This is a genomic window from Bradyrhizobium yuanmingense (assembly GCF_900094575.1).
Lineage (GTDB): Bacteria > Pseudomonadota > Alphaproteobacteria > Rhizobiales > Xanthobacteraceae > Bradyrhizobium > Bradyrhizobium yuanmingense.
The window spans coordinates 155,937-181,400 of sequence record NZ_FMAE01000001.1 but is presented as its reverse complement, the minus strand read 5'-3'; the positions used below and the strand labels follow the sequence as shown (position 1 = coordinate 181,400).

Annotated in this window: 27 protein-coding genes; 15 read left to right on the top strand and 12 right to left on the bottom strand. The window is 65.2% G+C overall.

The genetic code is table 11. The features are described 5' to 3' along the window. Window position 1 precedes the first annotated feature (1 nt). The 4 genes from folB to GA0061099_RS00795 all read right to left on the bottom strand — a co-directional run bounded on the left by folB (window position 2) and on the right by GA0061099_RS00795 (window position 2,263). Entirely contained in the window at window positions 2-370 is a 369-nt protein-coding gene (folB, locus tag GA0061099_RS00810) for a dihydroneopterin aldolase (RefSeq protein ID WP_036005989.1), read from the bottom strand. Beyond that, window positions 367-1,227 (bottom strand): dihydropteroate synthase, encoded by an 861-nt coding sequence (gene folP / locus GA0061099_RS00805; RefSeq protein WP_036023162.1) that lies wholly within the window; start codon window positions 1,225-1,227, stop codon window positions 367-369. Before folP ends, folB begins: the two co-directional genes overlap by 4 nt. 238 nt (window positions 1,228-1,465) lie before the next feature. Next, window positions 1,466-1,873, bottom strand: coding sequence for a DUF4332 domain-containing protein (locus tag GA0061099_RS00800; RefSeq protein WP_036005985.1), 408 nt, complete (start codon window positions 1,871-1,873; stop codon window positions 1,466-1,468). Between the two features lie 24 nt (window positions 1,874-1,897). Continuing rightward, complete coding sequence (locus tag GA0061099_RS00795) at window positions 1,898-2,263, bottom strand: hypothetical protein (protein WP_036005983.1); 366 nt, start codon at window positions 2,261-2,263, stop codon at window positions 1,898-1,900. A gap of 339 nt (window positions 2,264-2,602) precedes the next feature. Here GA0061099_RS00795 and GA0061099_RS00790 point away from each other — a divergent pair, with 339 nt between their 5' ends. From GA0061099_RS00790 to GA0061099_RS00780, 3 genes are all read left to right on the top strand, one after another. Beyond that, window positions 2,603-4,231, top strand: a complete 1,629-nt coding sequence (locus GA0061099_RS00790) for a helicase HerA-like domain-containing protein (protein ID WP_074447487.1) — start codon at window positions 2,603-2,605, stop codon at window positions 4,229-4,231. Window positions 4,232-4,401: 170 nt separating this feature from the next. Next, window positions 4,402-5,736, top strand: coding sequence for a glycosyltransferase family 87 protein (locus GA0061099_RS00785; RefSeq protein WP_036023168.1), 1,335 nt, complete (start codon window positions 4,402-4,404; stop codon window positions 5,734-5,736). Between the two features lie 17 nt (window positions 5,737-5,753). Next, window positions 5,754-7,148: a M20/M25/M40 family metallo-hydrolase gene (locus GA0061099_RS00780; RefSeq protein ID WP_036023170.1), complete on the top strand. Its 1,395-nt coding sequence runs from the start codon at window positions 5,754-5,756 to the stop codon at window positions 7,146-7,148. 202 nt (window positions 7,149-7,350) lie between these two features. On the opposite strand, the gene GA0061099_RS00775 is transcribed toward GA0061099_RS00780, so the two are convergent. Then, window positions 7,351-8,130, bottom strand: coding sequence for a class II aldolase/adducin family protein (locus GA0061099_RS00775; protein ID WP_036023172.1), 780 nt, complete (start codon window positions 8,128-8,130; stop codon window positions 7,351-7,353). A 191-nt stretch (window positions 8,131-8,321) separates the two neighbouring features. Continuing rightward, window positions 8,322-9,971 (bottom strand): glycosyltransferase family 39 protein, encoded by a 1,650-nt coding sequence (locus GA0061099_RS00770; RefSeq protein WP_074447486.1) that lies wholly within the window; start codon window positions 9,969-9,971, stop codon window positions 8,322-8,324. Window positions 9,972-10,300: 329 nt separating this feature from the next. Here GA0061099_RS00770 and GA0061099_RS00765 point away from each other — a divergent pair, with 329 nt between their 5' ends. Together GA0061099_RS00765 and GA0061099_RS00760 are read left to right on the top strand one after the other, a co-directional pair. After that, window positions 10,301-11,167, top strand: coding sequence for a hypothetical protein (locus GA0061099_RS00765; RefSeq protein ID WP_074447485.1), 867 nt, complete (start codon window positions 10,301-10,303; stop codon window positions 11,165-11,167). A gap of 147 nt (window positions 11,168-11,314) precedes the next feature. Then, window positions 11,315-11,731 carry a Ros/MucR family transcriptional regulator gene (locus tag GA0061099_RS00760; RefSeq protein ID WP_036005917.1) on the top strand — a complete coding sequence of 139 codons (417 nt, stop codon included), beginning with the start codon at window positions 11,315-11,317 and terminating at the stop codon, window positions 11,729-11,731. Between the two features lie 105 nt (window positions 11,732-11,836). On the opposite strand, the gene GA0061099_RS00755 is transcribed toward GA0061099_RS00760, so the two are convergent. After that, window positions 11,837-12,265 carry a SufE family protein gene (locus GA0061099_RS00755; RefSeq protein ID WP_036023183.1) on the bottom strand — a complete coding sequence of 143 codons (429 nt, stop codon included), beginning with the start codon at window positions 12,263-12,265 and terminating at the stop codon, window positions 11,837-11,839. 69 nt (window positions 12,266-12,334) lie between these two features. Beyond that, the gene (locus GA0061099_RS00750) at window positions 12,335-12,793 is read right to left on the bottom strand and encodes a DUF5330 domain-containing protein (protein ID WP_036023185.1); all 459 of its coding nucleotides are present in this window, start codon (window positions 12,791-12,793) and stop codon (window positions 12,335-12,337) included. A gap of 413 nt (window positions 12,794-13,206) precedes the next feature. On the opposite strand from GA0061099_RS00750, the gene GA0061099_RS00745 reads away from it, so the two are divergent. The 4 genes from GA0061099_RS00745 to GA0061099_RS00730 all read left to right on the top strand — a co-directional run bounded on the left by GA0061099_RS00745 (window position 13,207) and on the right by GA0061099_RS00730 (window position 16,520). Continuing rightward, complete coding sequence (locus GA0061099_RS00745) at window positions 13,207-15,072, top strand: sensor histidine kinase (RefSeq protein ID WP_036023187.1); 1,866 nt, start codon at window positions 13,207-13,209, stop codon at window positions 15,070-15,072. Then, window positions 15,065-15,769, top strand: coding sequence for a peptidoglycan-binding domain-containing protein (locus GA0061099_RS00740; protein WP_036005910.1), 705 nt, complete (start codon window positions 15,065-15,067; stop codon window positions 15,767-15,769). The genes GA0061099_RS00745 and GA0061099_RS00740 overlap by 8 nt, the downstream gene beginning before the upstream one ends. 147 nt (window positions 15,770-15,916) lie before the next feature. Continuing rightward, on the top strand, window positions 15,917-16,129 hold the full coding sequence (locus GA0061099_RS00735; RefSeq protein WP_024339804.1) for a hypothetical protein: 213 nt from the start codon (window positions 15,917-15,919) through the stop codon (window positions 16,127-16,129). A 46-nt stretch (window positions 16,130-16,175) separates the two neighbouring features. Further along, window positions 16,176-16,520, top strand: a complete 345-nt coding sequence (locus GA0061099_RS00730; RefSeq protein WP_036005907.1) for a DUF1491 family protein — start codon at window positions 16,176-16,178, stop codon at window positions 16,518-16,520. 84 nt (window positions 16,521-16,604) lie between these two features. Here the strand turns inward: GA0061099_RS00730 and GA0061099_RS00725 are convergent, their stop codons facing one another. Beyond that, window positions 16,605-17,579 carry a DUF2336 domain-containing protein gene (locus GA0061099_RS00725; protein WP_036023189.1) on the bottom strand — a complete coding sequence of 325 codons (975 nt, stop codon included), beginning with the start codon at window positions 17,577-17,579 and terminating at the stop codon, window positions 16,605-16,607. A 255-nt stretch (window positions 17,580-17,834) separates the two neighbouring features. Here GA0061099_RS00725 and GA0061099_RS00720 point away from each other — a divergent pair, with 255 nt between their 5' ends. From GA0061099_RS00720 to GA0061099_RS00695, 6 genes are all read left to right on the top strand, one after another. Then, window positions 17,835-18,023, top strand: coding sequence for a hypothetical protein (locus tag GA0061099_RS00720; RefSeq protein ID WP_036005903.1), 189 nt, complete (start codon window positions 17,835-17,837; stop codon window positions 18,021-18,023). Between the two features lie 16 nt (window positions 18,024-18,039). Beyond that, on the top strand, window positions 18,040-18,801 hold the full coding sequence (locus GA0061099_RS00715) for a hypothetical protein (protein WP_036023191.1): 762 nt from the start codon (window positions 18,040-18,042) through the stop codon (window positions 18,799-18,801). Between the two features lie 213 nt (window positions 18,802-19,014). Beyond that, window positions 19,015-22,416 carry a CHAT domain-containing tetratricopeptide repeat protein gene (locus GA0061099_RS00710; protein ID WP_036023193.1) on the top strand — a complete coding sequence of 1,134 codons (3,402 nt, stop codon included), beginning with the start codon at window positions 19,015-19,017 and terminating at the stop codon, window positions 22,414-22,416. A gap of 24 nt (window positions 22,417-22,440) precedes the next feature. Continuing rightward, entirely contained in the window at window positions 22,441-22,884 is a 444-nt protein-coding gene (locus GA0061099_RS00705; RefSeq protein WP_036023194.1) for a hypothetical protein, read from the top strand. Between the two features lie 8 nt (window positions 22,885-22,892). Continuing rightward, on the top strand, window positions 22,893-23,102 hold the full coding sequence (locus GA0061099_RS00700; RefSeq protein ID WP_036005954.1) for a hypothetical protein: 210 nt from the start codon (window positions 22,893-22,895) through the stop codon (window positions 23,100-23,102). Window positions 23,103-23,104: 2 nt separating this feature from the next. After that, the gene (locus tag GA0061099_RS00695) at window positions 23,105-23,869 is read left to right on the top strand and encodes a hypothetical protein (RefSeq protein WP_036005895.1); all 765 of its coding nucleotides are present in this window, start codon (window positions 23,105-23,107) and stop codon (window positions 23,867-23,869) included. A gap of 35 nt (window positions 23,870-23,904) precedes the next feature. Here the strand turns inward: GA0061099_RS00695 and arsC are convergent, their stop codons facing one another. From arsC to GA0061099_RS00680, 3 genes are read right to left on the bottom strand one after another with little or no spacing between them, the layout of a single operon-like run. Further along, window positions 23,905-24,306 carry an arsenate reductase (glutaredoxin) gene (gene arsC / locus GA0061099_RS00690; protein WP_036005892.1) on the bottom strand — a complete coding sequence of 134 codons (402 nt, stop codon included), beginning with the start codon at window positions 24,304-24,306 and terminating at the stop codon, window positions 23,905-23,907. Further along, window positions 24,303-25,004 (bottom strand): aquaporin, encoded by a 702-nt coding sequence (locus GA0061099_RS00685; RefSeq protein WP_036023196.1) that lies wholly within the window; start codon window positions 25,002-25,004, stop codon window positions 24,303-24,305. Before GA0061099_RS00685 ends, arsC begins: the two co-directional genes overlap by 4 nt. Further along, window positions 25,004-25,363 (bottom strand): ArsR/SmtB family transcription factor, encoded by a 360-nt coding sequence (locus tag GA0061099_RS00680; protein WP_036005887.1) that lies wholly within the window; start codon window positions 25,361-25,363, stop codon window positions 25,004-25,006. The genes GA0061099_RS00685 and GA0061099_RS00680 overlap by 1 nt, the downstream gene beginning before the upstream one ends. Between the last annotated feature and the right edge of the window lie 101 nt (window positions 25,364-25,464).

The following is a 25,464-nucleotide window of genomic DNA, read 5'->3' as shown; positions in this document are numbered from 1 at the left end:
GCTAGGGATGCCGCGAGCGCGTCAGCACGATGCCGACATCGTCGAAGATCGCGGCGATCGGCGCGTGCGGCTTGTGCACGGTGACCTTCACGGCGCGGATGCGCGGAAAGTGCGACAGGATGGCATCGGCCACCGCGCCGGCCGCGCGCTCCAGGAGTTTGTAATTGGTGTTCTTGAACGCCGCCGTCGTCGTCGCCACGACATCGGCGTAGGACACCGTGTCCGCGAGCCGGTCGCTGCGCGCAGGCTCGGACAGGTCGGTATAGAGCTCGAGATCGATGACGAAACGCTGGCCGACCTCGGTTTCGTGATCCATCACGCCGTGGCGGGCATGGATCGACAGGCCGGTGACGAAGATCGTGTCGGTCATTGCTTGCTCTCGATGGCCTGCGCCACCCGCAGGGCCTGCAGGGTTTCGGCGACGTCGTGGGTCCGGATGATCTTGGCGCCGCGCTGCGCGGCGATCAGATGCGCGGCGATCGAGCCGGCGAGCCGCTCCGATGGTTCCGACGGCGACACCGAGGCGATGAAGCGTTTTCGCGAGGCGCCGACCAGGATCGGCAGGCCGAACATGTCGAGCTCGCGCAAGCGCGCGAGCGCGGTCATGCTCTGCTCGGCCGTCTTGCCGAAGCCGATCCCGGGATCGAGCACGATCTTGTCGCGCGCAATGCCGGCTTTTGCGGCAAGATCCAGTGAGCGCAGGAAGAATGTCTTGATATCAGCGACGATGTCGATGGCGGGATCGACGCTGTCGCGGTTGTGCATGACGATGACGGGCACGCCCCTCGCGGCGATCAGCGGCGCCATGGCGGTGTCGTTTTGCAGGCCCCAGACGTCGTTGGCGATCCCCGCGCCCTGGTCGAGCGCGAAGGCCACCACCTCCGCCTTCATGCTGTCGATCGAGACGGGCACACCGAGCGCCACGACGTCCGATAACACCGGCTTCAGCCGCGCGAGCTCTTCCGCCGCCGTGACCGGCCGGGCGCCCTTGTAGGGCCGGGTGGATTCGGCGCCGATATCGATGATGTCGACGCCGGCGGCGACCATCGCCCGCGCCCGCTCCAGCGCGCGCGCTGGCGCGATGAACTCGCCGCCGTCGGAGAAGGAATCCGGGGTGATGTTGAGCACGCCCATCACCGCAGGAAGCCGCCGGCCCACGAGCGTCCGCAGTGCGCCGATCCCGGCCGAGCCGGCCGGCGGGACGGAAGGGGAGGGCGAGGCATTCATGCGCGTGGCATTGCGCTGTCGGGCAGGGGGAGTCAAGACGGGATTGGGGCCATTCGCGGCCATTCCGATGCGTGCAGACGGCCGAGAGGATGCGATGTTCTTGCTCACCCTCCGTCATTGCGAGCGCAGCGAAGCAATCCAGACTGTCACCGCGGCAAGATTCTGGATTGCTTCGCTGCGCTCGCAATGACGATCTGGGAGCAGTGGTACCCCAACCTCTCCAGCTTGGTCCGCAGCGCTAATACGTAATCTTCGGCGGCAGCTTCTTGGCCTTGGCGATGATGTCGCCGACCGACTTCTCGGAAGGCAGGACGCGGACCAGCTTCTTCTTCTCGTTGGCCTCGCGCATGCTCTGCGCCAACCTTGCCGGATTTCGATAGGCGAGCTCCCGCACCGTCGTGACGCCGGCGGCGCGGACGAGCCCGACCTTGGCCCTGCCCATGCCGGGGATGCGCATGTAGTCGGAGACGTTGGCCCATTCCAGCAATTGCTGCTCGCTGATGCCGGTCTTGGCCGAAAGCGCCTTGCGGCCCTTCACGGTGGACGCCGCCTCGAGCAGCGCGTCGGTGGTGCGGATTCCTTGCGCCTTCAACTTGTTGGCGGCAAAGGCCGGCAGGCCCTCAATCTCGGAAATCGGATATGTCATGATGCTCGATATGAAAAGCGTCGCTCAGGCGAACTGGCTGAGGCCCGGCGTCCCCGCGATGATCTTGCCCATCTGATCCGCTCCGATTTTGTCTCGCCCGTAGCGGAAAAGTTCACGGGCGACGTTTTGAATCTCGGACATGCCGAGCCCCAGGCCCATCAGGCGGGTGCCGACGGCCATCAAGCCGCCGCCCATCAGCCGCGACAGACCGCCACCGCTCTTGGAGGCTTCGATCGCAGCTTCCGCTCCGGGGATCTGGTCGATCAGGGCCTGCACACTGTCGGAAGGGCCCTCGTTGCGAAGGAAGGCCAGGACAATGCCGACGGTCTTTTCAGCGACAGCACCATCTATGCTGGCGTTTGTCGCCAGCCGTCCGATCAGCTCGTCCATAAGACCCCGCCCCTCAGCCGGTTTGCATGCCGGAATATTGCTTTCGAAAATGATCTTGAGCCGGTGTGACGTGAAATACAAGCGATGAACGCAGGCGCCGTCGCGAACGCGCGAAAAGTGTTGCCGCCGTGCAAGAGCCTAGAACGAATCGGCAAAAAATTGCCGCTATGCGAACGCCCCATTCCGACTTTCGGCCGATGTTGTCCGTCTGTTTCCGACAATGTCGCATGCGCAGGAGCCGCTGAACCGATTTAATCGGCGCACGAGATGCGTTAAACTGCGGAATTGGTGCATTGGGGTTTCGCGACGCGAAACTCGGCAGAAAGATCAGAGAGAATAATGACCGCACAGGACAGCAAGCTCGGCGATACCGACGACAAGATCTTCGTCGGCAAGGGAGACGAGCAGGCTTGGCTGACGCTTGCGCTGGCCAATCGCCACGGCCTCGTCACGGGTGCAACGGGAACCGGCAAGACCGTGTCGCTGCAAGTGATGGCGGAAGGATTTGCGCGCGCCGGTGTTCCGGTCTTCGCGGCCGACATCAAGGGCGACCTCTCCGGCATCTCGGAAGTCGGCGAGGCCAAAGACTTCATCCTCAAGCGCGCCGGCGAAATGGGTCTCAAGTTTCAGCCGGACCAGTTCTCGACCGTGTTCTGGGACGTGTTCGGCGAGCAGGGCCACCCGGTGCGCGCGACCGTCACCGAAATGGGGCCGCTATTGCTGGCGCGGATGCTCGACCTGAACGAGGTGCAGGAAGGGGTTCTCAACGTCGCATTCCGCGTCGCGGACGAGAACGGCCTGCCATTGTTGGACATGAAGGATCTGCGATCGCTGTTGGATGCGATCGTGCCCGCCAGCGGCAAGAAGGGACCGGATGCTGAGGAAGATCCGTTAGCCGAGATCCGGAAGGCCGCGCAGAGCTTCGGCAATGTGAGCAAGGCGACGGTTGGAACCATTCAACGCCAGCTGCTGGTGCTGGAAAACCAGGGCGGAACGAAATTCTTCGGTGAGCCTGCACTGGAGCTGAAGGATTTCATGAAGACCGATAGCGACGGTCGCGGCATCGTCAACATCCTGGTTGCCGACAAGCTGATGGAGAGCCCCAGGCTCTACGCTACCTTTCTGTTGTGGTTGCTGTCGGAGTTGTTTGAGGAATTGCCGGAAGCCGGCGACCTGCCGAAGCCAAAACTGGTGTTCTTTTTCGACGAGGCGCATCTGCTGTTCAACGATGCGCCGAAGGCGTTGATGGACAAGATCGAGCAGGTGGTTCGTCTGATCCGCTCCAAGGGCGTCGGTGTCTATTTCGTCACCCAGAATCCGATTGACGTGCCGGACAAGGTGTTGGCCCAATTGGGCGGTCGCGTGCAGCATGCGCTGCGCGCCTTCACGCCGCGCGACCAAAAGGCGGTCGCCGCTGCGGCGCAGACCTTCCGGCCCAACCCGAAGCTCGACACCGCCAAGGTGATCACGGAGCTCGGCAAGGGCGAGGCGCTGGTGTCCTTCCTCGAGGGCAACGGCACGCCTTCGATGGTGGAGCGGGTGATGATCCGGCCGCCGACGGCGCGGATCGGGCCGATCACGCCCGAGGAGCGCAAGGCGATCATGAGCAGGAGCCCGGTGAAGGGCAAATACGATACCGCGGTGGATCGTGAGTCCGCCAATGAGATGCTGCAGAAGCGCGTAGCCGGCACGGCTGCGCCTGCCGACGCACAAGATGGTGGAGCCGGCGCAGGCGGCGGCGTTCTCGGCCAGATCGGCTCGATCGTCGGCACCATCTTCGGCACCAACGTCAAGCGAGGTCGTCTGTCGACCGGCCAGGTCATTGCCCGCGACGTGACGCGATCGGTCACCAACCAGGTGATCGGCGGGATGGCCGCCAATATCGGCAAGTCGCTCGGCGGCCAGCTCGGCGGCTCGATCGGCCGTACGCTGGTCCGCGGCGCGCTCGGCGGATTGCTACGGCGTTAGGCAGAGCGCCCGGTTTGAGGCAGTCGTCGTATCCGGTGAAGCTCTAGAACGTTGACCGTCGCCTGATATCTGCTCGTCCGAGCTACCACGGCGCACAAATTCAGGTGAAGGGCTCTGCAAGCCTTCGCCGGTCTGCTAGGTCCTGTGTCGTCGCCGCTCAGGACTACATCGTGACCCCGCCCGCCCCGTTGGCCAAGCCTGACGCACCCAGACGCCCGTCGCTGGGTGCGCCGCTGGATCTGCTTTTTCTGCTCTGCTGCGTCCTCCTGATCGCCGACGTGCTCGTCCCCGAGATTTTCGGCCGCGGCAAGACCAAGGACTACTCGCTCTGGTACTGGGCCGGACAGCAGGTCCTGGAGGGTGGGCCGCTGTATCCTGCCACGGCCGTCGAGCATTTCGATTTCATCTATCCACCGCTGCCGGCAATCCTGCTGGCGATCCCGAGCTGGTTCGGCAAGATCCCGCTCTATGTCGTCCTGTCGATCTTGAACGCCGTGGCGTGGTGGTACACCGCGGCGTTCTCCCAGGTCATGACCGGCTCGGACCGCGCGCCGGGTCGTTGGCTCGAGGCGCTGCCGGTCGTCGCCACCGTGACCTTCGTGTTCGACATGTTCGACCTCGGCCAGCCGAACCTCCTCCTGCTGGCGATGATGCTCTACGGCTTCTGGAGCTTGCGGCATCAGCGATCGTGGCTGGCCGGCTTCATGTTCGCGCTCGCCGCCGCCATCAAGGTGTTCCCGATCGCCGTGCTGCCCTATCTGGCCTGGCGGCGCAAATGGGCGGCCTTGGTCAGCGCGATCGTCTTCACCGGCATTCTTCTCTATGTCGTGCCGGCACCGATCCGCGGCTTCGAGCGCAACGCGGCCGAGCTGGCGACCTGGTACCAGGGCATGGTCGGGACCAGCTCGGAAAAGGGCTTTGGCCAGCGTGACGAGCAGAACTGGTCGTGGGTCAACCAGTCCCTCATTGCCGTCACGCATCGGCTGGTCCGGCCGATCAACTACAATCAGGACGATCCCAGCAAGCCGCCGCGCACCATGAATCTGATCGAGGTCGACTACAGGACGGCGAACTGGATCGTGCTCGCGCTGTCGGCGCTGCTCGGGCTCGGCTTCGTTGCGGTCATGCCGCGGCAAGCGCGGCGGACGGCGCGCTCGGATGCCGAAGAGCTCGGCATCTTGTTCTGTCTCATGACGGTCGCCTCGCCTCTGGCCCGGCAATACTATTTCATGTGGCTGTACTTCCCGGTGACGGTGTTGATACATCGGGCCGCCTTCGACGAGCGAGCGCATGTGCGCCTGGGAACCTGGCTTGCCCTCAGTGTGGCCGGCATCCTCATGCTGTTGTCGCTGCCGTGGTTTCCGCTCGCCTTCCAGGCTTGGGGCAACAACCTCGCTGCGACCGCCATCCTCGCAGGGTGTCTCGCCTGGCACATCCGGCATCCGCCGCTTGCGGCTAGCCCTAAGGCTGCACCGGCGCTAAAACCCGGACCTCTTGAGACTTAACAATCAGGATAGCAATCATGGCCAACGCGCAGCTCCAATCCGTGCTCGACCACATCGACAAGGATTTCGATAACAGCCTGCAGCGCCTGTTCTCGTTGTTGCGGATCAAGTCGATCTCGGCCGATCCCGCCTTCGCCGATGATTGCAAGGCTGCCGCCGAGCATCTCGCCAAGGACATCGCCAGCCTCGGTGTTGCCACCGAGGTGAGGCCGACCGCGGGTCATCCCGCCGTCGTCGGCAAGACCGGCGCGGGCGGCCGGCCGCACGTGCTGTTCTACGGCCATTACGATGTGCAGCCGGTCGACCCGCTCGATCTCTGGCACCGTCCGCCGTTCGAGCCCGTCGTCACCGATCATGCCGACGGCCGCAAGATCATCGTCGCGCGCGGCGCCGAGGACGACAAAGGGCAGGTGATGACGTTCGTCGAGGCCTGCCGCGCCTGGAAGAAGGTGACGGGCTCGCTGCCGGTCGACGTCACCTTCCTGATCGAGGGCGAGGAGGAGGTCGGCTCGAAGAACTTCGTGCCCTTCATCGAGGCCAACAAGGACGAGTTCAAGGCCGATTACGTGCTGGTGTGCGACACCAGCATGTGGGACCGCAACACGCCGGCGATCACGACCTCGCTGCGCGGCCTGCTCTATGAAGAGCTCAAGATCACCGCCGCCAATCGCGATCTGCATTCCGGCGTGTTCGGCGGCACCGCGATGAACCCGATCCGCCTGCTCACGAAGATCCTGGGTGGCCTGTTCGACGACGACAACCGCATCACCATCCCCGGCTTCTATGACGGCGTGAAGGACACGCCGCCCGATATCCTGGAGCAGTGGAAGAAGCTCGATTTCACGCCCGAGACCTTTCTCAAGCCGGTCGGGCTGTCGCTCCCGGCTGGCGAGAAGGGCAGGCTGCTGGTCGAGCAGGCCTCGACGCGCCCGACCTGCGACGTCAACGGCATCTGGGGCGGCTATATCGGCGAGGGCTCAAAGACCGTGATCCCCTCGCATGCCTCGGCCAAGGTCTCGTTCCGCCTGGTTCAGGGCCAGGACCCGCAAAAGATCCGCAAGGCCTTCCGTGATTACGTGACGGCGCGCATTCCCGGCGACTGCAAGGTCGAGTTCGGCGACCATTCCGCCGCGCCCGCAGTCGCGCTCGACTGGACCATGAAGCCGCTCGCCGCCGCCAGCAAGGCGCTCGCGGAGGAATGGGGCAAGGAGACCGTGCTGATGGGCTCGGGCGCCTCGATCCCGATCGTCGCCGACTTCAAGCGCACGCTCGGCCTCGACTCGCTGCTGGTGGGGTTTGGCCTCGACGACGACAACATCCACTCGCCGAACGAGAAATACGACCTGCAGAGCTTCCAGAAGGGCATCCGCTCCTGGGCAAGGATCCTCGCCGCGCTGGCGGAGGTGAAATAGGCGCGGTGCGGTAGGGTGGATTAGCCGAAGGCGTAATCCACCAACTCTTGCGGGCTGCACCAAGAGAAGAGGTGGATTACGCTTCGCTAATCCACCCTACGAAGTTCACGAAACAAAAACGCCGCCCGGAATTGGGCGGCGTTTCATTCCAATACGTGCAGAGGTAGTTCGACGTAAACACTACCTCAATTTCGTGAATATCTCAAGACCGGTAGCCGGGATTGACGCGGTCGAGCTTGCGCAGCAAGGGCGGCCACACGAGGTTGTTTGCGCGCAGCTCGGCGCGGTCGCGGTTGGCGAGCAGCTCGGTGTTCTTCTCGATCGCGATATCGTCGACCGGATAGACCGGCGTGCCGAGCGCGCGCGTGCGCACCTGCATCGAGCAGGCGCGCTCGAGATGGTACATGCGCTCGAACGCGGAGGCGACCGAGCGGCCGACCGTCAGCGTGCCGTGATTGCGCAGGAGCATGTGGTTGTGGTCGCCGAGATCCTTCTGCAGCCGCGGCCGCTCCTCGTGGTCGAGCGCGATGCCTTCATAGTCGTGATAGGCGAGGTCGTGGGTGACGAGCTGGGCGGTCTGGTTCAGGGGTAAGAGCCCTTCCGCGCTGCTCGACACCGCGGTTCCGTCGAGGGTGTGGAGATGCAGCACGCAGATCGCGTCCTCGCGCACCTCGTGGATCGCCGAATGGATGGTGAAGCCGGCAGGATTGATGCTGTACTCGCTCTCGGAGAGCTGATTGCCGTGCAGGTCGACCTTGACGAGGCTGGAGGCCGTGATTTCCTCGAACATCAGCCCGTAGGGATTGATCAGGAAGTGATGGTCGGGACCGGGCACGCGCGCGGAGATGTGGGTGTCGACCAGATCGTCCCAGCCGTACAGCGCGACCAGGCGATAGCATGCGGCGAGATTGACCCGTTGCTGCCACTCCGCCTCCGTCATGTTGGAGGGGACTTCCCTCAGGCGGGCTTCTGCTGGCGACATGGCTGATCTCTCCGAACCTCGTTGTTGCGGAGGAGGAGCGTAGTACCGCTCGCCGCTGGCAGCAAGGCGCGTCGGGAGCGCGGCAGTTCAGCGTAGCCCGCATGGAGCGAAGGGAATGCGGGGCCGCTCGCGCGACACGGCAGGTCCCGGATTACGCTTCGCTCCATCCGGGCTACGGATACGGAGAAATCCTACGGCGCCGGGATCGACAGCAGGCTGGAAATGCCGCGGCCGCGGATGTCGTAGACGCGCGCGAACACCACGTCGTCGCGCTTGATTTCGACCATGACCGGGGCGGTGAGGCCCTTGCAGTAGAACTCGCCGAGCGTCATGGCGAAATCGGCCGCGTTGGAATCCCAGCCGATGGTGAAGTCGGGCCCGAGCGCCACCTGGGCCGGCCGCTGCGGACCGCACACCGCCACCTTCCATTTGCGGTTGCCGGGCGGCACTTCCTGGCGCTCGACGAGCTGCTCGCGCAATCCGTCGGAGGCCTGCTTCAAGGCGAGGCCCCAATAGTCCAGCATGAAGCGGTCGTCGGCGCCGCGCACGGTGCCGGCAATGTGGTTGAAGTGCGTGTATTGATAGGGGTGCAGCCGGATCATCTCGGCGAGCGACAGCGCAAGGCCGAAGCAGAAGGTGGCGAGCACGACCGGCTGCCAGGTGCGGTGATTGGCCCGCAGGCGCTCCATGGTCCAGGCGAAGGCGACGCCGCCGAGCACCGCCATCGGCGGGATCACGAAGACGAAATGGCGAATGCCGTTGTAGAGCGCCGGGCGCTTCACCATCGCGATCGCGAGCGGCAGGGTAGCAGCCAGCGTCAGCATCAGGAGGATGGTCTTGCGGCGTGCCGGAACCTCGCGCCGCGGCAGCATGGCGAAGGTGCTGACGATCGCACCGCCCATCAGAACCAGCATCACCTCGGGCAGCTGCAGGGCGAACAGCGTCGGCAGATACGACCAGGGCATGTCGGGCACCGACACGATCGCACCGTCGAACATCTCCTTCCACGGCTTCTCGAAGAAATGCGAGAAGTAGGTCAGCGCCGCCAAGGGATTGCCGGGCTCCATGATCGACCACGGCCAGATCAGGCCCATCACGAGGTAGCCGAGCACGAGGCCTGGCAGCAACACATAGACGACATGGGCGAAGCGGCGAACGGATTCGCGCGGACCTTCGGTGCGCAATTCCTCCAGGAACAGCGGCACGAAGCCGACCACGGCGTAGACCAGCGCGAGTCCGCCGAGAACACGGCAGCCGAGCGAAAGGCCGGCCCCCAAGCCGACGATCAGGATCGTGCGCGGCGATGGCTGCGGATATTCCTCGGCGAGCCGGACGAGGCCGAGCATCAGGACGACCATGGCGACCGCGAAGGGTGCATCCTTCGGGTTCATGAACATGTGGCCGTAAAAGGTCGGGCAGAGCGCAAGCAGGAGGAGGGAAGCCAGACCGGCAAGCGGTCCGCCGATGCGGCGGCCGAGCCGCCATGTCACGGCAAGCCCGATTACGCCGACGATGGCGCCGACCAGACGGCGGGTCTCGAACAGCTCGAGCGGAATGACCTTGTGCAGCAGGGCCGCGACCATGTCGAAGCCGCCGCCATACATGTAGAGATTGGCGAAGGAGAGCGCCGCGGTGTCCTTGAAGCCGGAACCGAACATGCGCAGCAGCAGGTCGGCATATTCGGCGTGGGTGTAGTCGTCCCAGCCGAGCCCGTAGTCGCGGAAGGTCAAGCCTGCAATGACGGCGACCGCGGCCAGCACCAGCATGGCGAGATCGTCGCAAGTCCGTTCGATCGAGCGCCGCTGAGGCGTGTCGATCGCCGAAGTCGTGATGGATGTCATGGCTATCGGTGCCCCGGAATCCCCTTTTGGCCCTGCTGGCGCGCGCGGGCCTCAACCCCGGACTCCCTATAGCGCAGTTCCATTACCAAGTAATTGGGCATTATGGCTAAATTCCTGATGCGACGCAGCAATTCCGGTTGGCACCCATTCAGATGACTTTGCGAGCAGCTTTAGCAGTAGCGAGCCCCGGCTGAAGGGAATGTGAATAAGTCCCTGATTTCCTTCCCTTTAGGAACACTGCCCAGAATTGGCCGTTGGCGTGGAACAGCGTATGACGGTATCGTGGCGTAGCGGTTCTCGCGCGTGATGCGCGGCCGGGGGTGAGTTCGATGAATTTGGCATTGCTGATCGTGGGGATTTGCGCCGTGCTGGCGGGTCTCCTCGCGGTGATTTTCGGCATGACGATCAGGGAATTCAGCCTCGGTGGGACTCTCATAGTCTCCGGCACCATTGGCGTCTGCTCCGGAATGTTACTGGTCGGCCTGCATCTGGTGCTGCTCGAGCTCAGGGGCATCGCACGCCGGCTGGCCGGTGCGGTCGCGCCATCCGAGGTTCGGGTCAGGCCCGCGCTGCCGGGCCTCGCTGTGCCTGGCGTAGTCGCGCCCGAGCCGGTGCCCGCTGCGGCGGTGAGAGCCGAGCCGGCGCCGCCGCCACCGCCCGCAAGTCCGCCGCCGTGGCAGAGCGAAGCTGCAGCGCGCGAGCGTCCGCGTGCCGAGGCACCGCAGCAGGAGCCGGAAGCCCCGACACCGCCTCCCGCTCCCGAAGCGTCGCGCCGGCGCAACCTGCTGTTCGCCTCGACCTCGCGCAAGGAGCGCGAGCGCGCGGAGGCAAAATCCACTGAAACTGCCCCGCCGTCTGCGGAGCCCAGCGAGGCCCCGAACCTTTCGCCCCCTGCGAGCTTCGACGTCGCCTGGCCGAAGCCGGACCGTGCGCGCCCGCCGGAGCCGCCGGCCGCCCAACGCCGTCCGCCGCCGCCGCGCTCGCCGTCGACCTTGGCGGAGACCGCTCCTGCGCCGGCGCCCGAGCCGCCGCCGCCCGTGGAGCCCCCGCCGGTGACGGTGCTCAAGTCCGGCGTCGTCGATGGCATGGCCTATTCGCTCTATTCCGATGGCTCCATCGAGGCGCAGATGCCGGAGGGCATGATGCGCTTTGCCTCGATCGACGAGCTCCGTGCCCATCTCGACCAGCGCGGTTAAAGCGACCGCGCGCTCAAGTAGACCGGCGCCTTTCACCAGTAATCAGTCCGTCGCCGTCAGTCATCGTGTTTCAGCCGAATGTATTCTTGACAGGGAATACTTCGGTGTCGTCAATCCTGTAAGCCACAAGCGGACAAGGGAGGGCGCATGTCGGATGCGGGGGCGAAGAATTTCATCGAGCTGACCGCGAGCATCGTGTCGGCCTATCTCAGCAACAATCCGACGCCGGCGGCCGAGATTCCGAACCTGATCAGTCAGGTGCATGGCGCCTTGGTGCGGGTTTCGTCAGGCCGCACCGAGACTGCGCCGCTGGAGCCGGCCAAGCCCGCCGTCTCGCTCAAGAAGTCGATCGCGCCCGATTATCTCGTGTGCCTCGAAGACGGCAAGCGCTTCAAGTCGCTGAAGCGCCATCTGCGCACGCAGTACAACATGACGCCGGAGCAGTACCGCGAGAAGTGGGGCTTGCCGGCCGACTATCCCATGGTCGCCCCGAACTATGCGGTGGCGCGCTCGCAACTGGCCAAGCAGATGGGCCTCGGGCAGCAGCAGCGGAAGCGGAAGTAGTCGGGGTCTTGTAGGGTGGGCAAAGGCGCAAAGCGCCGTGCCCACGAGTTTTCATTATACACAGGAGGTGGGCACGCTCCGCTTTGCCCACCCTACGAGAGCATCTTACGACGCTTCCGCGAGCGCCTCTCTCGCATCGGTCTTGATGCGCTCGACCATCGAGCGCAGGCCATTGGAGCGCTGCGGCGTCAGATGATCGCGAAAGCCGAACTCGTTGAACACGGCGATCGCGTCGGTATTGAGGATCTCCTGCGGCGTGCGGCCCGAATACAGCGCGAGCACGATCGCGACCAGCCCGCGCACGATATGGGCGTCACTGTCGCCGCGATATTTCAGGACCGGCTCGCCATTGCTGCGATCGACCGTCTTCTGCAGCCAGACCTGGCTGACGCAGCCCTGCACCTTGTTCTCGGCCGAGTGTTCCGCCTCCGGCAGCGGTTCCAGAGTGCGGCCGAGCTCGATGACGTACCGGTAGCGGTCGTCCCACTCGTCCAGAAGCTCGAAATTGTCCCTGATTTCGTCAATCGTCGTCATATCGGCCCTAAGTTCCCGCCTACCGCCAATATAGAGACGCGAAGCCCTGAAATCGATAGGGCTTGGACGCTAATTCGCCGGCCCCGGTCCGCGCCATTCGAGCGCAAGGTCGTCCTGGGTCAGGGTATCGCGCGGCGCCTCGCTCGCTGCAAAATCGCCTTCGCCGGCCAGCGCGATCGAGCCGGTATGGTCGGGCGCCTTCTTGCTGTCGGTCTTGCTGCCGTCGTTCCTGCCGCCGTCGTTCTTGTCGTTGGTGATCTGCTCCTTCTTGTCGTTGATGATCTGATAGAGCTTCTTCGCGCCGTCCTGGGCGCGCTGGCCGATGATGGTCGCGGCCTGGCCGCCGACCTCGCAGGCCGCCGGCTGGCGCTTGCAGAACTGGGTCACGTCGGAAACGGCCGCGGTCGCGGCCTGCACCGCATCGGCGGCGCCGATCTGCGGCAGCTTGTCCGATTCGGGCGTCTTGTCCCGCGGCAGGAGCACCAGCACCAGCCCGAGCCAGAATGTGATGCGGAGCAGAAAGCGCATCTTATCGACCTGTCCGTTAGACTCCGCCCGCGGCGATCTCCCCGCGGATGTCGGACCTAGCGATCCTCGATAAATCGCAAGTGATTGCCTTGAGCTTAATTCGCGGAAAATTGACGCAAGATTCTTCGGGAGCGACGTTCCGGTAAATTTTCGATTGACGCCCGTACCCATGGTTCTGCCGGCCGCCCGCATCCACCAATTCGAAACCATGCGGAGCAGGGTGAAACCCTGCGTTCACCATTCGCAGCGAAGACGTCGCCAAATCGTCTAAAAAGCTCCGCGATAACGCGGTGTCCGGCCACACGCTGTGCCGCCTTAGCACTCGTTTAAGGTCGCTCTGACACGGTGGCTCAACGACAAGGAGGCGTTCCGGCGCGTCTTCCAAGAGACGATTGAGCCGAAGCGCGAGACCCGTGACAGTTTTGAGTATCATCCGCGATTGTCTCGATGCACTGCTGCATCCCTCCGCGCGCTACGATGCGCTGATGCGCGCGCGCCATCGCGCCTTCATGGCACCGCGGCTGCTCGGCAGCCTTGCCGCCTTCGCTGCATTTCCGGTCTATCTCGCCATGCGCGGCGCGCCGAGCGCGATCGAGGTCGCGGCCTTTGCCTGGCTGATCGCGCCGATCATGTTGTCCTGGTTCCTGTCGCGCACCGGCCGTTACGAGGGCGCACACGTGCTGTCGTCGCTGGCGCTCGCCGGCCTGATCATGGCTGTCGCGATCACGACAGGCGGCATCGAATCCTTCGCCGCGGTCTGGCTGATCGTGGTTCCGCTCGAAGCTGCGCTGTCGGCCTCGCGCCGCGTCGCGGCGTTTGCCTCGCTGCTTGCGCTGTCCTGCGCCGGAATGCTGATTCTGGTCAGCCAGCTCGGCTGGCTGCCGGTGGTTGAGCCGAGTGCCGCCGAGCGCGGCGTGCTGATGGCTTTCGGGGTCACGTCTGCCACTCTTTATGCCGCCGGCCTCGCCTTCGGCGCGGAATCGCTCGCGCGCACCAGCGTCGCGCTGTTGTCGCGCGAGGAGGAGCGTTACCGCCTGCTGGCGCGCAACATGAGCGATGTCATCTCGCGGCATCAGCGCAACGGTGCGGTGCAATTCATCTCGCCGGCGGTGGAGGCCATGCTCGGAGCGCAGGTGGCGCAACTGCTCGGCCACGGCCTGTTCGACCGTGTCCATGTCGCCGATCGGCCGGCCTATCTCACGGCACTGTCCGACGCGGCGCGCGGCGAGGTGCGCAGCGTCGAGTTCAGGCTGCGGCGCGAGCCCGCCGCCGAGCGCGGCCAGGTCGATTTCATCTGGGTCGAGATGCGCTGCCGTCCGCTCGATCAGGACAGCGCGCGTGACGTCCCGTGCGAAGCCGAAGTCATCGCGGTGATGCGCGACGTCACCGACCGCAAGCTTTTCGAGCAGGCGCTGGACCAGGCGCGCAGCGCCGCCGAGGCGGCCGATGCCGCCAAGACGCGCTTCCTCGCCACCATGAGCCACGAGCTGCGCACGCCGCTCAACGCCATCATCGGCTTCTCCGAGATGATCGCGCAGGAGCAGGCCTTGATGCTGGGTGCTGCGCAGCGCAAGGAATACGCCCAGCTGATCAACGATTCCGGCCAGCACCTGCTGTCGGTCGTCAACGGCATCCTGGACATGTCGAAGATGGAATCGGGCAATTTCGAGATCGCGTCCGAGCCGTTCGCGCCGCGCGCTTCGCTATTGCATTGCTGCAATCTGCTGGCGCTGAAGGCGCGGGAGAACGGCATCGACCTGATCACCGACGCGCCGCAGGACCTGCCCGTCATGACCGGCGATCCCAGGGCCTTCAAGCAGATCGTGCTCAACCTCGTCGCCAACGCCATCAAGTTCACAGAGCGCGGCGGTCAGGTCTGCGTATCGGCCGCGGTGTCCGGCTCGCAGCTGACGCTGCGCATCAGCGACACCGGCGTCGGCATCGCGCCCGACGATCTCAAGCGCATCGGCGCGCCGTTCTTCCAGGCCGGCACGACCTATCAGCGCCGGCACGAGGGCACCGGCCTTGGACTTTCGATCGTGAAGAGTCTCGTGGCGTTGCATCTCGGCGAATTGACGGTACAAAGCAGGTTGGGCGAGGGCACGGCGGTCACCGTCAAGCTGCCGCTCGTCTACACGCCGCCGCAAGCCAAGCCGGCCGAGCGCAAGATTGCGACGCTGACGCCGGCGCTGCGCCAGGATCTTCAAGGTCGGGATCTTCAAGACCAAGCTCACGATCAGTCTCAGGACCAACCCGCTCTGGTGAAGAAAAGTGCCTAAGAAGTCTGCCAAGGACGAAGCCGCTCCGCGCCGCCGTGGCGCCAAAGCTGCGGTTGTCGACGTCGAGACCGAGCGCAACCTCGTGATGCGCGTGCTGCTGCACAGCCCCAAGGACACGCTGGCCGGCCTCGTCGCCGTCGCCGCGATCGCCGCGATCGTTGCCAATGCGCTGTTCCTCCAGACCGGCCGGCATCCCGCGCCGATGTTCGGCACGGTGATCAATCTTCCCGCGCCGTCGTCCGTGCCGCTGTCGAATCCCATGCCGCGTCCGCGCCCCGTCGGCGCCGATACCTCGCCGCTCGAGCCGCGCGCGACCGAGTTCCGTGTCGAGCCTAAGCCTGCCGAGCCCAAGCCCGCCGAGCGTGCTGCCGAAAAGCCGGTCGAGGCGACCGCCTCGACGCGCTCGAATGATCCGATGACCAATCTGGTCAAGGCGACCACCTCGACGCCGCCCGCGGCCCTGCGTCCGCCGGCGCCGATCCCGGCGCAAAGCCCGGCCGCACGCCGCATCGCCGGCGTGCAGCGCGCGCTGTCCGAATACGGCTACGGCAATCTGAAGATCACGGGCACCATGAGCGGCGAGACCCAGGCCGCGATCCAGAAGTTCGAGCGCGAGCACAAGATGCAGGTCACCGGCCAGGTCTCGGACCGGCTGCTGCGCGAGCTCGCCGCTGCGATCGGCCGCCCGGTCGAATAGCCGCACGTCGAGTGTCGTTGACGCAGGTCAATTGCCGGCGCCGGCACGATGGACCGGATCCGATACGATTGCGATTTGAGTGGGATCAATGACGGCCGGCGGCCGCAGGAACAAGATGGCTCATCTCATCAAGGAAGAGAGGTCGTCATGTTCAAGGTCTCGATTCTCGTCTGGATCATGCTCGGCACGACGCTGGCGGGCATCAGCCTCATCGTGGTGCTGATGGTCCCGAGTTTTGCCGCCGACGCCATCAGGAACATCCCCTATGCCGTGGCGGTAGGATTTGCACTCGCTATGCCGCTGTCATACTTCATCGCAACGCAGATTCGCGGTGGTCAGGACGGCACGCGCAAGGCGTGAGACGTGAAGCTGGCGTGAGGCCTCGCGCTGGCCTATCGTCGAATTCATGCGTTTGAAATCCAATATTTGGGTGGCGGCTTACTTGCGCCGGTGCCAGACCGAGGGCGTATTCGGCGCCGTGAGGCGTCGCGGTGCCGAGGAGGCGGGCGCGGTGTTCGTCAAGGTGTCGCTGCTCGACGGCCATGCCATGCTGTATGCGCCGGCGCCGCAGACCGTCTATGACGACGGCCGGCCGGTCGACCGCTTTTTCGTCCCTGTCGCGCCGCAGCCTCTGCCGGATCACACGATCGAGGAGCGGCTGACCAAGGAAATCCGCTTCGATCCGGATGCCTGGATCGTCGAGACCGAGGATCGCGCGGGCCGGCATTTTCTGGAATTGGCCAAGGCGTAGCCTCAACCGTCATTGCTCGCAATGACGGGGTTGGAGTTCGTTGCGTGCCTCACCGCTGCCGCTCGCTGCGGCGGCGTAAGCAAATCAGCGATCCGACGGATTAGTCCCCGTCCGCACCGCCGGGCTCGAGCCGGGCTGCACGCCCGGCCGCGTCTGGCTCGCGCCGGCGCGTGCGCGCTGGCGCTCCCCGTCATGCAGCGAGGACTGATACTTCGCGCGGGTGACCGCGAGCGTCGAGCCGCGCCAGGCCGCCAGCATCACCAGCGCCGATCGCTCGGCGAGACGGTCATAGAGCCGCGACAGGCGGTACACGGCGTTCACGGACGTTCCGATCTCCGGCTTGAAGAACAAGAGAATGCGCTGGAACACCGGGCTCGGCATGTCGAGCGCGCGTGCGGCAACGGCAAGCGCCTCGCCGCCGGCATCGTCGACGATCTGGGCTGCGACGCGCGAGGGCAGGATCAGGCTGTCGCCGAGCTCGAAGGTGAAGCTTTCGATATCGCCCGCGATCGCCGCCATCTCCAGGATCTGGATCGCGCGCTTGGCGCGCACGGTCGGAATACGGGGGGCGGCTTTCAGCGGGGTCTGCGCCAGATTGTGCAGGATCAGCGCGCGCTCGGAGGCGCCGGCGCGGAAGAACATGTCGTGGATCTCGGCCGCCTCTTTCGGCTGCATCGCCAAGTTGGCGGACATGCGTTGCTCGGCCTCGGTCGGCACGCGCGCCGGAGCAGACGCGCGCGGCGGGGCGGGGATCTCCCGGGCCAGTGGAACCCTGCGGCCTTCCTGGGTGGCGACCAGGCCGAGCTTCTGCAGGATCGGGACGGGCGTCTGCGGATAGACCGCGAGGCGGGCCTTGACGGCCGCGCGCGTCGCATCGTCGACCTGGTCGATCAGCCGCGTGGCGAGCTCGACGAATTGCCGCTGCTCGTCGTCGCTGTGGGTGCTCGTCTGGACATAGAGGTCGGTCAGCACGCGCAGCAGCGTCGGACGGACATCGACACCTTCGCGACGGGACAGGGTCATCAGCCCGTCGAATCCGGGAAACAGCGACTTGGTCATGGAGGCGTACGCAACTCGGGAAAGATACTTGGGGGCGAGCCTAGCGCAGCTTCGTTTAAAGCCTCGTTAAGGAAAACGAGGCGTGAAGCCGGCCCTGCAATTTGAGGCGTTGTCGTGCCGCAACGGGACGGCGCGGCGCGGTCCGTGCGGCTACGGTTGAAGCGGCCCGTTTACACCCCGTTAACCATGAGCTGATCTTAATGAATGCATGTTGCTGGGGCGCGTTCGGTCGCGCGGCAATTGAAGAGAGCTGACATGGGGACCATCATCGAATTTCCGGCCGGTCGCCGGGTGGGCTCGTCCGGGGATGTCGCTCCGCGCGCGGACATGGGAACGGTTCTGATCCTTCCCGTGATTCGAATCGAGCGCGAGGCGGACGAAACCAGCGGCGATCGCGGACCGGAGCAGGGCACAGCGCCGGGGCGCCGTCGTCGCCGCCGCTGACATTCGGCTTCATGCAATGCCGGACGTCATCCGCCAGATCCGGCCTGTCCTATCGGCCGTCCTGCTCACGCTGCTAGGCGCGTTGCTCGCGGCGTGTAGCGGCGGCGACTTCGGCCGCACCCGCGAGAGCATGCGCAGCGACGACATGCATCGCTGGCTCGGTGCGGAGGTCACCTCCAGCGTCGGCCTGAGACCATCGCAATTCCAGCTCACCGACGAAGAGCGCCAGCTTCGCGATCTCGCCTATCCCATGATCGAGCCGCCGCTGTCGCGCCCCGCATGGAAGAGCGTGTTCGGCGACTACAAGGCGCTGCCCTCGCCGTGGCGGCAGAAGGTCGTGTTCGACCGCACCATGTACGGGCGCACCCTGATCGACGAGCCGCACCGCTCGCATTCCTCGCGCTATGCGCAGCTGATCGAGGACGTGCGCAACGACATCACCCGCTTCGAGCCGTTCTTCGCATCCGCGATCCGCGTCATCGATCTCGACAGGAAGCGCGATGCCAGCATGGCGCGTGTCTCCGCGCTGTCGCCGAGGGAGAGGGACGACGCGGTCGCGCGCATGCAGGAGAACTCGCTGATCATCCAGTGGGTGCAGCAATGCCTGGAGCAGCGCATCTCGTCCTATCGCTGGGCGCTGGAGCGCCTGGTGATCCAGGCCCCCGACGGCATGGCCGCCGATGCCGACCGCCTGATCGGCGAGCTCGCCGCCCAGACCGCCAATCCGCCGGTCCAGGGGCAACCGCCCTATGGTCGCGCGGTGGTCTCGAAGGGCTAAGCACGGGTCCTCAGCCCTTTGAGCGCGGCCGCCCCGCGGCCGATCGGCCCGATTCCCCGGGCCGCCTGACCGGTTCCACGGGAGTGCGCCGCCTGCCGCCGCCCACCTGGTTGAGGTTCTCCGGGAACCGCATTGATGGCCCTTGTCCTTCCGCGCCGGCCGGATAGGATCGCATCGTTTCTTCGAATTCATTTTATCCAAAGGTCCTTCGAGATGAGCTTAAACGCCGCGCATCCGCGCAAGAGCCGTCTGGACATTTCCTCGGGCCGCCTGTTGGCAGTTGCCATTCTGCTCGGATCGACTGGCTCCGCGGCCGCGCTGACCAAGGAAGCAGCGCTCGAGAATTGCCGGATGAAAGTCGGCAAGCCGATCGTGCAGGCCTGCATGCGCGCCGGCGGCGCCAATCTCGAAGCTTGCCGCGCCAAGGCCTCGCCCCAGGTCAGGGCCTGCGTAATGGCGGCGCTGAACGCCGCCAATGGCCGCGCCAATGTCGCCGTCGAGCTTCCCAAGGAAACGGCGCCAAAGCTTGAGGCAGGCACGGCACTGCCGAAGGATTTCGTCGCCCCGCCGCGCAGCATCTCCGACATCACGGCGATCCTCGACGGCGACAAGCCCAACGAGAAGTTGATCGCGGAATTGAAGTCGGAGGCCGACTCCGTGCCCACGGGCAAGGAGTCCCGCCAGGACCTCGCGCAGCTCTATTTCGATCGCGCCAATGCCCGCGCGCAGCTCGGCCGGCTCGCCGAAGCGATGGCTGACGCCGACAAGGCCGTGGAGGTCGGGCGCGGCGCAGTCGGCCCGAATTTGCTGGGGCGCATGTTGCAGCTCCAGTCCCTGCAACACTCGCTCGCGGGCGATCCGAAGCGCGCGCTCGAGATCATGCAAAGACTTTTGCGCGAATCGGCCAGCATGCCCGGCGCCAAGGGATTTCAGTTCGTGACGAACCGTGGGATCGCGGTCGTTCTCATCCAGATGGGCGACCTCGCACAGGCCGAAGCCTATCTCCGCCGCACCCAGACCGCGATCCAGGAGGCCCGCACCAGCGGCCATCCCAATTGGCGTGCGGCCTATGCGAAGTTCGGCCAGAGCTGGGAAGGCGAGCTGGAGCTCACTCGCGCCGCGATCCTCGAGGCGCGCGGACAGTTCGCAGACGCCGAGGCCGCCTATCGCACCGCCGAGCTGCGCAAGCGCGCAAGCACGAAGGCCATCATGGCGTCGGACAGTGCGCCGGCCGAGACCCTTCTGCTGCAGGCGATCGATGGCACCGTGTTGAGCCAGGCGCGCATGAAGGCGAAGCAGGGCAAGCTGGCCGAGGCCGAGGTGGATGCGCGCCGCGCGCTGCTGTCGCGCCTAAAGGATACCGGCAAGTACAATCCGGTCACGCCGCGCTTCGTCATGGGGCTGGCGGGCATTTTGGTCGACCAGGGCCGCTACGAAGAGGCCGAGAAGCTCGGCCGTGTCGCCCTCGACATCAACAAGACGGTGGGTGTGCCCGAGGATTCGCAGGCGACGGTGCAGTTGCTGTCGCAGCTTGCGGGCATCCTGACGCTTCGCCGCCAGAACGCCGAAGCGGGCGAAATGTTTGCGAGGATAGAAAAGGCCGTCGCCGGCTGGGACCCGCAGCGCCGCCAGGTGTTCGAGCTCAATCCCTCTCGCATCCTGTCCCTCTATGATTCCGGGCAGCTGGACGCCGGCATTGCCGCCGCGGAGCAGCTCGTGAAGAGGCAGATCGCACGGGTGGGGGAGAATCATTTCGACGCCGCCTCGGCACGCGGCACGCTGGCGGTCGGATTGATGCGCGCCCGCCGCGATGCCGATGCAATCCGCGAGTTTAGGGCCGCCATTCCGGTGATGATGGCGAGCGCCAACGATAACGCCGACGACGAGAACACGACGGTGGTGGCCGCGCGCAGCCAACGGCTGCAGACCATCGTCGAGAGCTATCTGCTGCTGCTCGGCAGGGTGGAAGGAGGCGGCACCAATGTCGGCGAAGAGACGTTCAGCCTGGCCGATGCCGTCCGCGGCCGCTCGGTGCAGCAGGCGCTGGCTGCCTCGAGTGCGCGTGCGGCGGCAAAGGATCCCGCGCTCGCCGAGCTCGTGCGGAAAGAGCAGGATCTGAGCAAGCAGGTCAACGCCCAGCTCGGTACGCTTAACAACGTGCTCGCGCTTCCCGCAGCGGAACGTGACGAGAAAGGCGTGCAGCAGATACAGGCCTCGATCGCAGCGTTGCGCGGCCAGCGCGACAAGGCGCGCCAGGAGATCAAGCAGAAATTCCCGATCTATGCCGATCTCGTCTCGCCCAGGCCGCCGAGCGTCGCCGAGATCCGCGCGACGCTGACCGACGGCGAGGCCATGCTGTCGTTCTATTTCGGCCAGAACGGCAGCTTCGTCTGGGCCGTGCCGAAGTCGGGGCCGGTGGCATTCGCCGCCGTCCAGGCCAGGATCGGCGACATCGAGAGCAAGATCCGCAAGCTGCGCGAGGCGCTCGAGCCGCAGGCGGCGATGATCTCGGACATTCCGCCCTTCGATCTCAAGCTCGGCCATGAGTTGTACGAGCTGCTGCTCAAGCCGGTCGAGAGCGGCTGGAAGCCGGCCAAGAACCTGATCGTTGTCACCAACGGTGCGCTGGGCCTGCTGCCGCTCGCCTTGTTGCCGACGGCACCGGCGGAGGTGGCCGCCGACGAAGACCCGCTCTTCGTCGGTTATCGCAACGTGCCGTGGCTGGCGCGAACCCATGCCGTGTCGACGGTGCCGTCGGCGGCGGCTCTGCGCACGCTGCGGCAGTTGCCGCCCGGCAAGCCCGGCCGCGGCGACCTCGTCGCGTTCGGCGATCCCTATTTCAACAGCGATCAGCACGCCGAGGCGGAAGGCACGGGTGAGAAGATTCAGCTGGCCGATGCCGGCGGCAACATCACGCGCGGCGGGCCGCTGAAGCGGCGCAACAGTCCCAAGCTCGACGGCGTCGATAGCGCCGAACTCGGTCTGTTGCCCCGTTTGCCCGACACCGCCGACGAGTTGAAGTCGATCGCGCTGGCCTTGCAGGCGGATCCCTCGAAGGTGCTGTTCCTCGGCAAGAGCGCGACCGAGAGCGCGGTGAAGACGATGAATCTCTCCGGCTTCAGGATCCTGGCCTTTGCCACCCATGGCCTCGTCCCGGGCGAGCTGAATGGGCTGACGCAGCCGGCGCTCGCTCTGTCGTCGCCGGTGGTGACGGGCGAGGGCGGCGACGGACTGCTGACGATGGAAGAGATTCTCGGTCTCAAGCTCGATGCGGACTGGGTCGTCCTGTCGGCCTGCAATACCGGCGCCGGCGCAGGCGCAGGGGCCGAGGCGGCCTCCGGGTTGGGCCGCGCGTTCTTCTACGCCGGCACGCGCGCCCTGCTGGTGACGAACTGGTCGGTGCACTCCCAGTCGGCGCGGCAATTGGTGACGGACCTGTTCAAGCGGCAGGCCGACGATCCCAAGCTGTCGCGCAGCGAAGCGCTGCGCCAGGCGACGATGGCTCTTGTCGATGGTCCCGGCTATCTCAACAGCGAGGGCAAGACCGAGTTTGCCTATGCGCATCCGCTGTTCTGGGCGCCTTACACGATCATCGGCGATGGCGGCTTGCGTTGACGAATGGGAAAGGGGGCAAGGAAAATGAAGCGGAATGCTCTACTGGCTCTGGTGGTTGCGGGTCTGTTGGCCGCGGGATCCTCGCTCGCCGCGCCATTGATCACGGAAGAGGAGGCCAAGCTGCCGCCTCCCAAAGGCGCGGTCGCCGTCGATCAGCGCGGCATCATGCGCGGCCCGAAAATCGAGTTCGTCTCGCCGGGCGCTCCCGCGAATTCTCCTCTGCGGCTGGTGTTGAAATTCCAGTCCTATGGCGGGGCCAAGATCGATCCGGAATCGGTCAAGGTGATCTTCCTCCGAACGCCGAACGTCGACCTGACGCCTCGGGTCAGGCCCTTCGTGCAGCCAGATGGCATCAACATGCAGGATGCGGAGTTGCCGCCGGGGGAGTACACGATGCGTGTCGACATCAAGGACAGCGATGGCCGGCCGGGCACGACCGTCTTCACCCTGAAGGTTGCGCCCAAGTGAGCTCGCAGGTGAACTCGCAAGTGGCGTGCCTCTACTGCCGGTCGGAAAATGCCGAGGGTGCGCTGGTCTGCGCCTCGTGCGGGCGCGACATCGCCGTTCCCGCCACGTTGCTTGCCGAGCGCGACGATCTCTTGCGCAAGCGCGAGGATCTGCGCGATGAACTGAAGCGGGCCAGAGGCGAGATCGAAGCCATTATGAGGCGAGGGAAGTCGCGCTAGCGATGGAATGTCCGTTCTGCGCCGAGACGATCAAGGACGAAGCCATCGCGTGCAAGCATTGTTCGCGCGACTTGCGCGTCGTGCGACCGACGCTCCTCGAGATCGACGAGATCGTTGCCGAGCTGGACAAGCTCAGGCGGGATCTCGATCGCGTCAACGTCCGTCTCGAGCGCTACAACAATCCGCTGCGCTATTACGGAACGCATGCGGTGCTCTATGTGGTCATTCCAGCCCTGCTGCTGGTGATCGCGCACGTGCTCGTGACCATCACCTTCAACGTGTCCCCGATCCCGCTCCGGATTGCATCGATCGCCATACCGCTGCTGTTCGGCTTCGTGGCCTATCCGTTGCACCGGGTGTCCGCCCTGACGGCGTTCGTGCTGGCGTTCCTGGCAGCGGCCGTCAGCGTCCTATCAATGCTGACGGTTACGGGGATCCATGACCATGTTCCGATCCTTCCGACGATCTGGATCGAATGGCGTGAAGTGTTCGAATATGGCGCGAGCATCCTGCTCGCCTTCGTCTCCGGCAACATTCTCAGCGTCGTGATCTTCCAGATCCTGCCGCGTGTGCTGACGCAGGGAGGCAAGCCGAACGCGTTCGCCTTCAGGGTGGCGCGGCTGCTCGGGCAGCATGTCGGCGAGGAACAGCTGCGCCGTCGTGCCCGCTTGATACAGGATCTCATGCAGACCGTCGGGCCGCTCGCGGGCGTTGCTGCGACCGGTATCGGCTCGATCTATGCGGGGTTGAAGGGCTTGCTGGGCTAGCTCGACTGCATCTGTCTCACGGCGCGCCTTCAGGCCTAGCGCGCTTCCACCACCTCGCCGTCCTCTTTCACGAACCGGCCAACCGGATTGTCCAGGAGATCGACCACGGCTTCCGACGGCCGGCACAAGCGCGTGCCCTTTGGCGTCACCACGATCGGCCGGTTGATGAGGATAGGGTGGGCGATCATGACATCGAGGAGCTGCTCATCGCTCCATTTGGGGTCGTCCAGGCCGAGCTCCTTGTAAGGCGTTCCCTTCTCGCGCAGCAGCGCGCGGACCGGAATGCCCATGCTCGCGATCAGTTCCTTGAGCTTGTCCCGCGAGGGTGGAGTCTTCAGATATTCGATGACATCAGGCTCGACGCCGCTCTGCCGGATCATCGCCAGCGTGTTGCGCGAGGTGCCACAGGCGGGATTGTGATAGATCGTGACGGTCATCGAACTGTCTCCGTGATTGCGACCGAGGCGGACGCGCGTGAGCGGCCGAGCAACCAGTTCATCAGCAGCATGCCCGCGAAGGCGCCGCAGAGTTCCGCGAGGATGAATCCGGGCAGGTCAGCGGGGCGAATGCCGGTGAACGTGTTCGTCAGCGACCTTGCGATGGCCGCCGCAGGGTTGGCAAACGACGTGGAAGCCGTGAACCAATAGGCGGCCGTGATGTAAAGGCCGACCAGCCAGGGGATGGCCGTCCGCTGAAACCGGATGCCGGCCAGGATCGTCGCGACCAGCCCGAACGCAGCGACCGCTTCGGCGAACCATTGCGGCCCTCCGGTTCGGACCTTGGTCGAGAGGTCGAGCAGCGGCAGGCCGAACATCAGATGCGCCGCCAGCGTTCCCGCGATGCCGCCAGCGATCTGCGCGATTACGTAAAGCGCGGCCTCGTTGACCGGCAGCTCGCGCTTGCCGGTGAAGACGAGCGTCACTGCGGGATTGAAGTGGGCGCCGGAGATCGGACCGAGCACCGTGATCAGGACAACCAGGATGGCGCCGGTCGGCAAGGTGTTGCAGAGCAGCGCAAGGGCGACGTCCTTGGTCAGCGTTTCCGCCATGATGCCGGAGCCGACCACGGTGGCGACGAGAATACCCGTGCCGAGCGCTTCAGCCGCGAGGCGCCGCGGGAGATCGAAACTGTCCATCAGCCGGCTCGCTCCTTTCGTTTTGGCGAGCAGCACGATTGCAAGGTCTCGACGACGGGCTCGCAAACCTCCGGCCGTCCGCCGCAGCAATCGCGCAGCAGGAAGAGCGCGACGTCGCGGAATTCGCCGAGATTGGCGCGGTAGACGATCGAGCGACTGTGCCGCTCGGAGGACACGAGGCGGGCGCGGCTCAGAATCGACAGATGCGCCGACAGCGTGTTTTGCGGGACTTCCAACAGGCGGGCGAGATCGCCGGCCGCAAGACCGTCAGGCTCGTGCCTGACCAGCGTCCGGAACGCCTCCAGACGGGTCGGTTGAGACAGCGCGGCGAGCGCCAGGACGGCTTGCTCTGTTTCCATATATCCAGATTTATGGAATTATAGGGGGCAAGTCAATCTGGAAACCTCCGGTCCATGGAGTGAGCGGTAATTTCCAATATTCTAGAAATATGGTTTGACGA

Excerpts from the sequence above, each read along its gene's own strand:
- folB (WP_036005989.1), bottom strand. The coding sequence starts at position 370 with ATGACCGACACGATCTTCGTCACCGGCCTGTCGATCCATGCCCGCCAC.
- folP (WP_036023162.1), bottom strand. The coding sequence starts at position 1,227 with ATGAATGCCTCGCCCTCCCCTTCCGTCCCGCCGGCCGGCTCGGCCGGG.
- GA0061099_RS00800 (WP_036005985.1), bottom strand. The coding sequence starts at position 1,873 with ATGACATATCCGATTTCCGAGATTGAGGGCCTGCCGGCCTTTGCCGCC.
- GA0061099_RS00795 (WP_036005983.1), bottom strand. The coding sequence starts at position 2,263 with ATGGACGAGCTGATCGGACGGCTGGCGACAAACGCCAGCATAGATGGT.
- GA0061099_RS00790 (WP_074447487.1), top strand. The coding sequence starts at position 2,603 with ATGACCGCACAGGACAGCAAGCTCGGCGATACCGACGACAAGATCTTC.
- GA0061099_RS00780 (WP_036023170.1), top strand. The coding sequence starts at position 5,754 with ATGGCCAACGCGCAGCTCCAATCCGTGCTCGACCACATCGACAAGGAT.
- GA0061099_RS00775 (WP_036023172.1), bottom strand. The coding sequence starts at position 8,130 with ATGTCGCCAGCAGAAGCCCGCCTGAGGGAAGTCCCCTCCAACATGACG.
- GA0061099_RS00770 (WP_074447486.1), bottom strand. The coding sequence starts at position 9,971 with ATGACATCCATCACGACTTCGGCGATCGACACGCCTCAGCGGCGCTCG.
- GA0061099_RS00765 (WP_074447485.1), top strand. The coding sequence starts at position 10,301 with ATGAATTTGGCATTGCTGATCGTGGGGATTTGCGCCGTGCTGGCGGGT.
- GA0061099_RS00760 (WP_036005917.1), top strand. The coding sequence starts at position 11,315 with ATGTCGGATGCGGGGGCGAAGAATTTCATCGAGCTGACCGCGAGCATC.
- GA0061099_RS00755 (WP_036023183.1), bottom strand. The coding sequence starts at position 12,265 with ATGACGACGATTGACGAAATCAGGGACAATTTCGAGCTTCTGGACGAG.
- GA0061099_RS00750 (WP_036023185.1), bottom strand. The coding sequence starts at position 12,793 with ATGCGCTTTCTGCTCCGCATCACATTCTGGCTCGGGCTGGTGCTGGTG.
- GA0061099_RS00735 (WP_024339804.1), top strand. The coding sequence starts at position 15,917 with ATGTTCAAGGTCTCGATTCTCGTCTGGATCATGCTCGGCACGACGCTG.
- GA0061099_RS00730 (WP_036005907.1), top strand. The coding sequence starts at position 16,176 with ATGCGTTTGAAATCCAATATTTGGGTGGCGGCTTACTTGCGCCGGTGC.
- GA0061099_RS00725 (WP_036023189.1), bottom strand. The coding sequence starts at position 17,579 with ATGACCAAGTCGCTGTTTCCCGGATTCGACGGGCTGATGACCCTGTCC.
- GA0061099_RS00720 (WP_036005903.1), top strand. The coding sequence starts at position 17,835 with ATGGGGACCATCATCGAATTTCCGGCCGGTCGCCGGGTGGGCTCGTCC.
- GA0061099_RS00715 (WP_036023191.1), top strand. The coding sequence starts at position 18,040 with ATGCCGGACGTCATCCGCCAGATCCGGCCTGTCCTATCGGCCGTCCTG.
- GA0061099_RS00710 (WP_036023193.1), top strand. The coding sequence starts at position 19,015 with ATGAGCTTAAACGCCGCGCATCCGCGCAAGAGCCGTCTGGACATTTCC.
- GA0061099_RS00705 (WP_036023194.1), top strand. The coding sequence starts at position 22,441 with ATGAAGCGGAATGCTCTACTGGCTCTGGTGGTTGCGGGTCTGTTGGCC.
- GA0061099_RS00695 (WP_036005895.1), top strand. The coding sequence starts at position 23,105 with ATGGAATGTCCGTTCTGCGCCGAGACGATCAAGGACGAAGCCATCGCG.
- arsC (WP_036005892.1), bottom strand. The coding sequence starts at position 24,306 with ATGACCGTCACGATCTATCACAATCCCGCCTGTGGCACCTCGCGCAAC.
- GA0061099_RS00685 (WP_036023196.1), bottom strand. The coding sequence starts at position 25,004 with ATGGACAGTTTCGATCTCCCGCGGCGCCTCGCGGCTGAAGCGCTCGGC.
- GA0061099_RS00680 (WP_036005887.1), bottom strand. The coding sequence starts at position 25,363 with ATGGAAACAGAGCAAGCCGTCCTGGCGCTCGCCGCGCTGTCTCAACCG.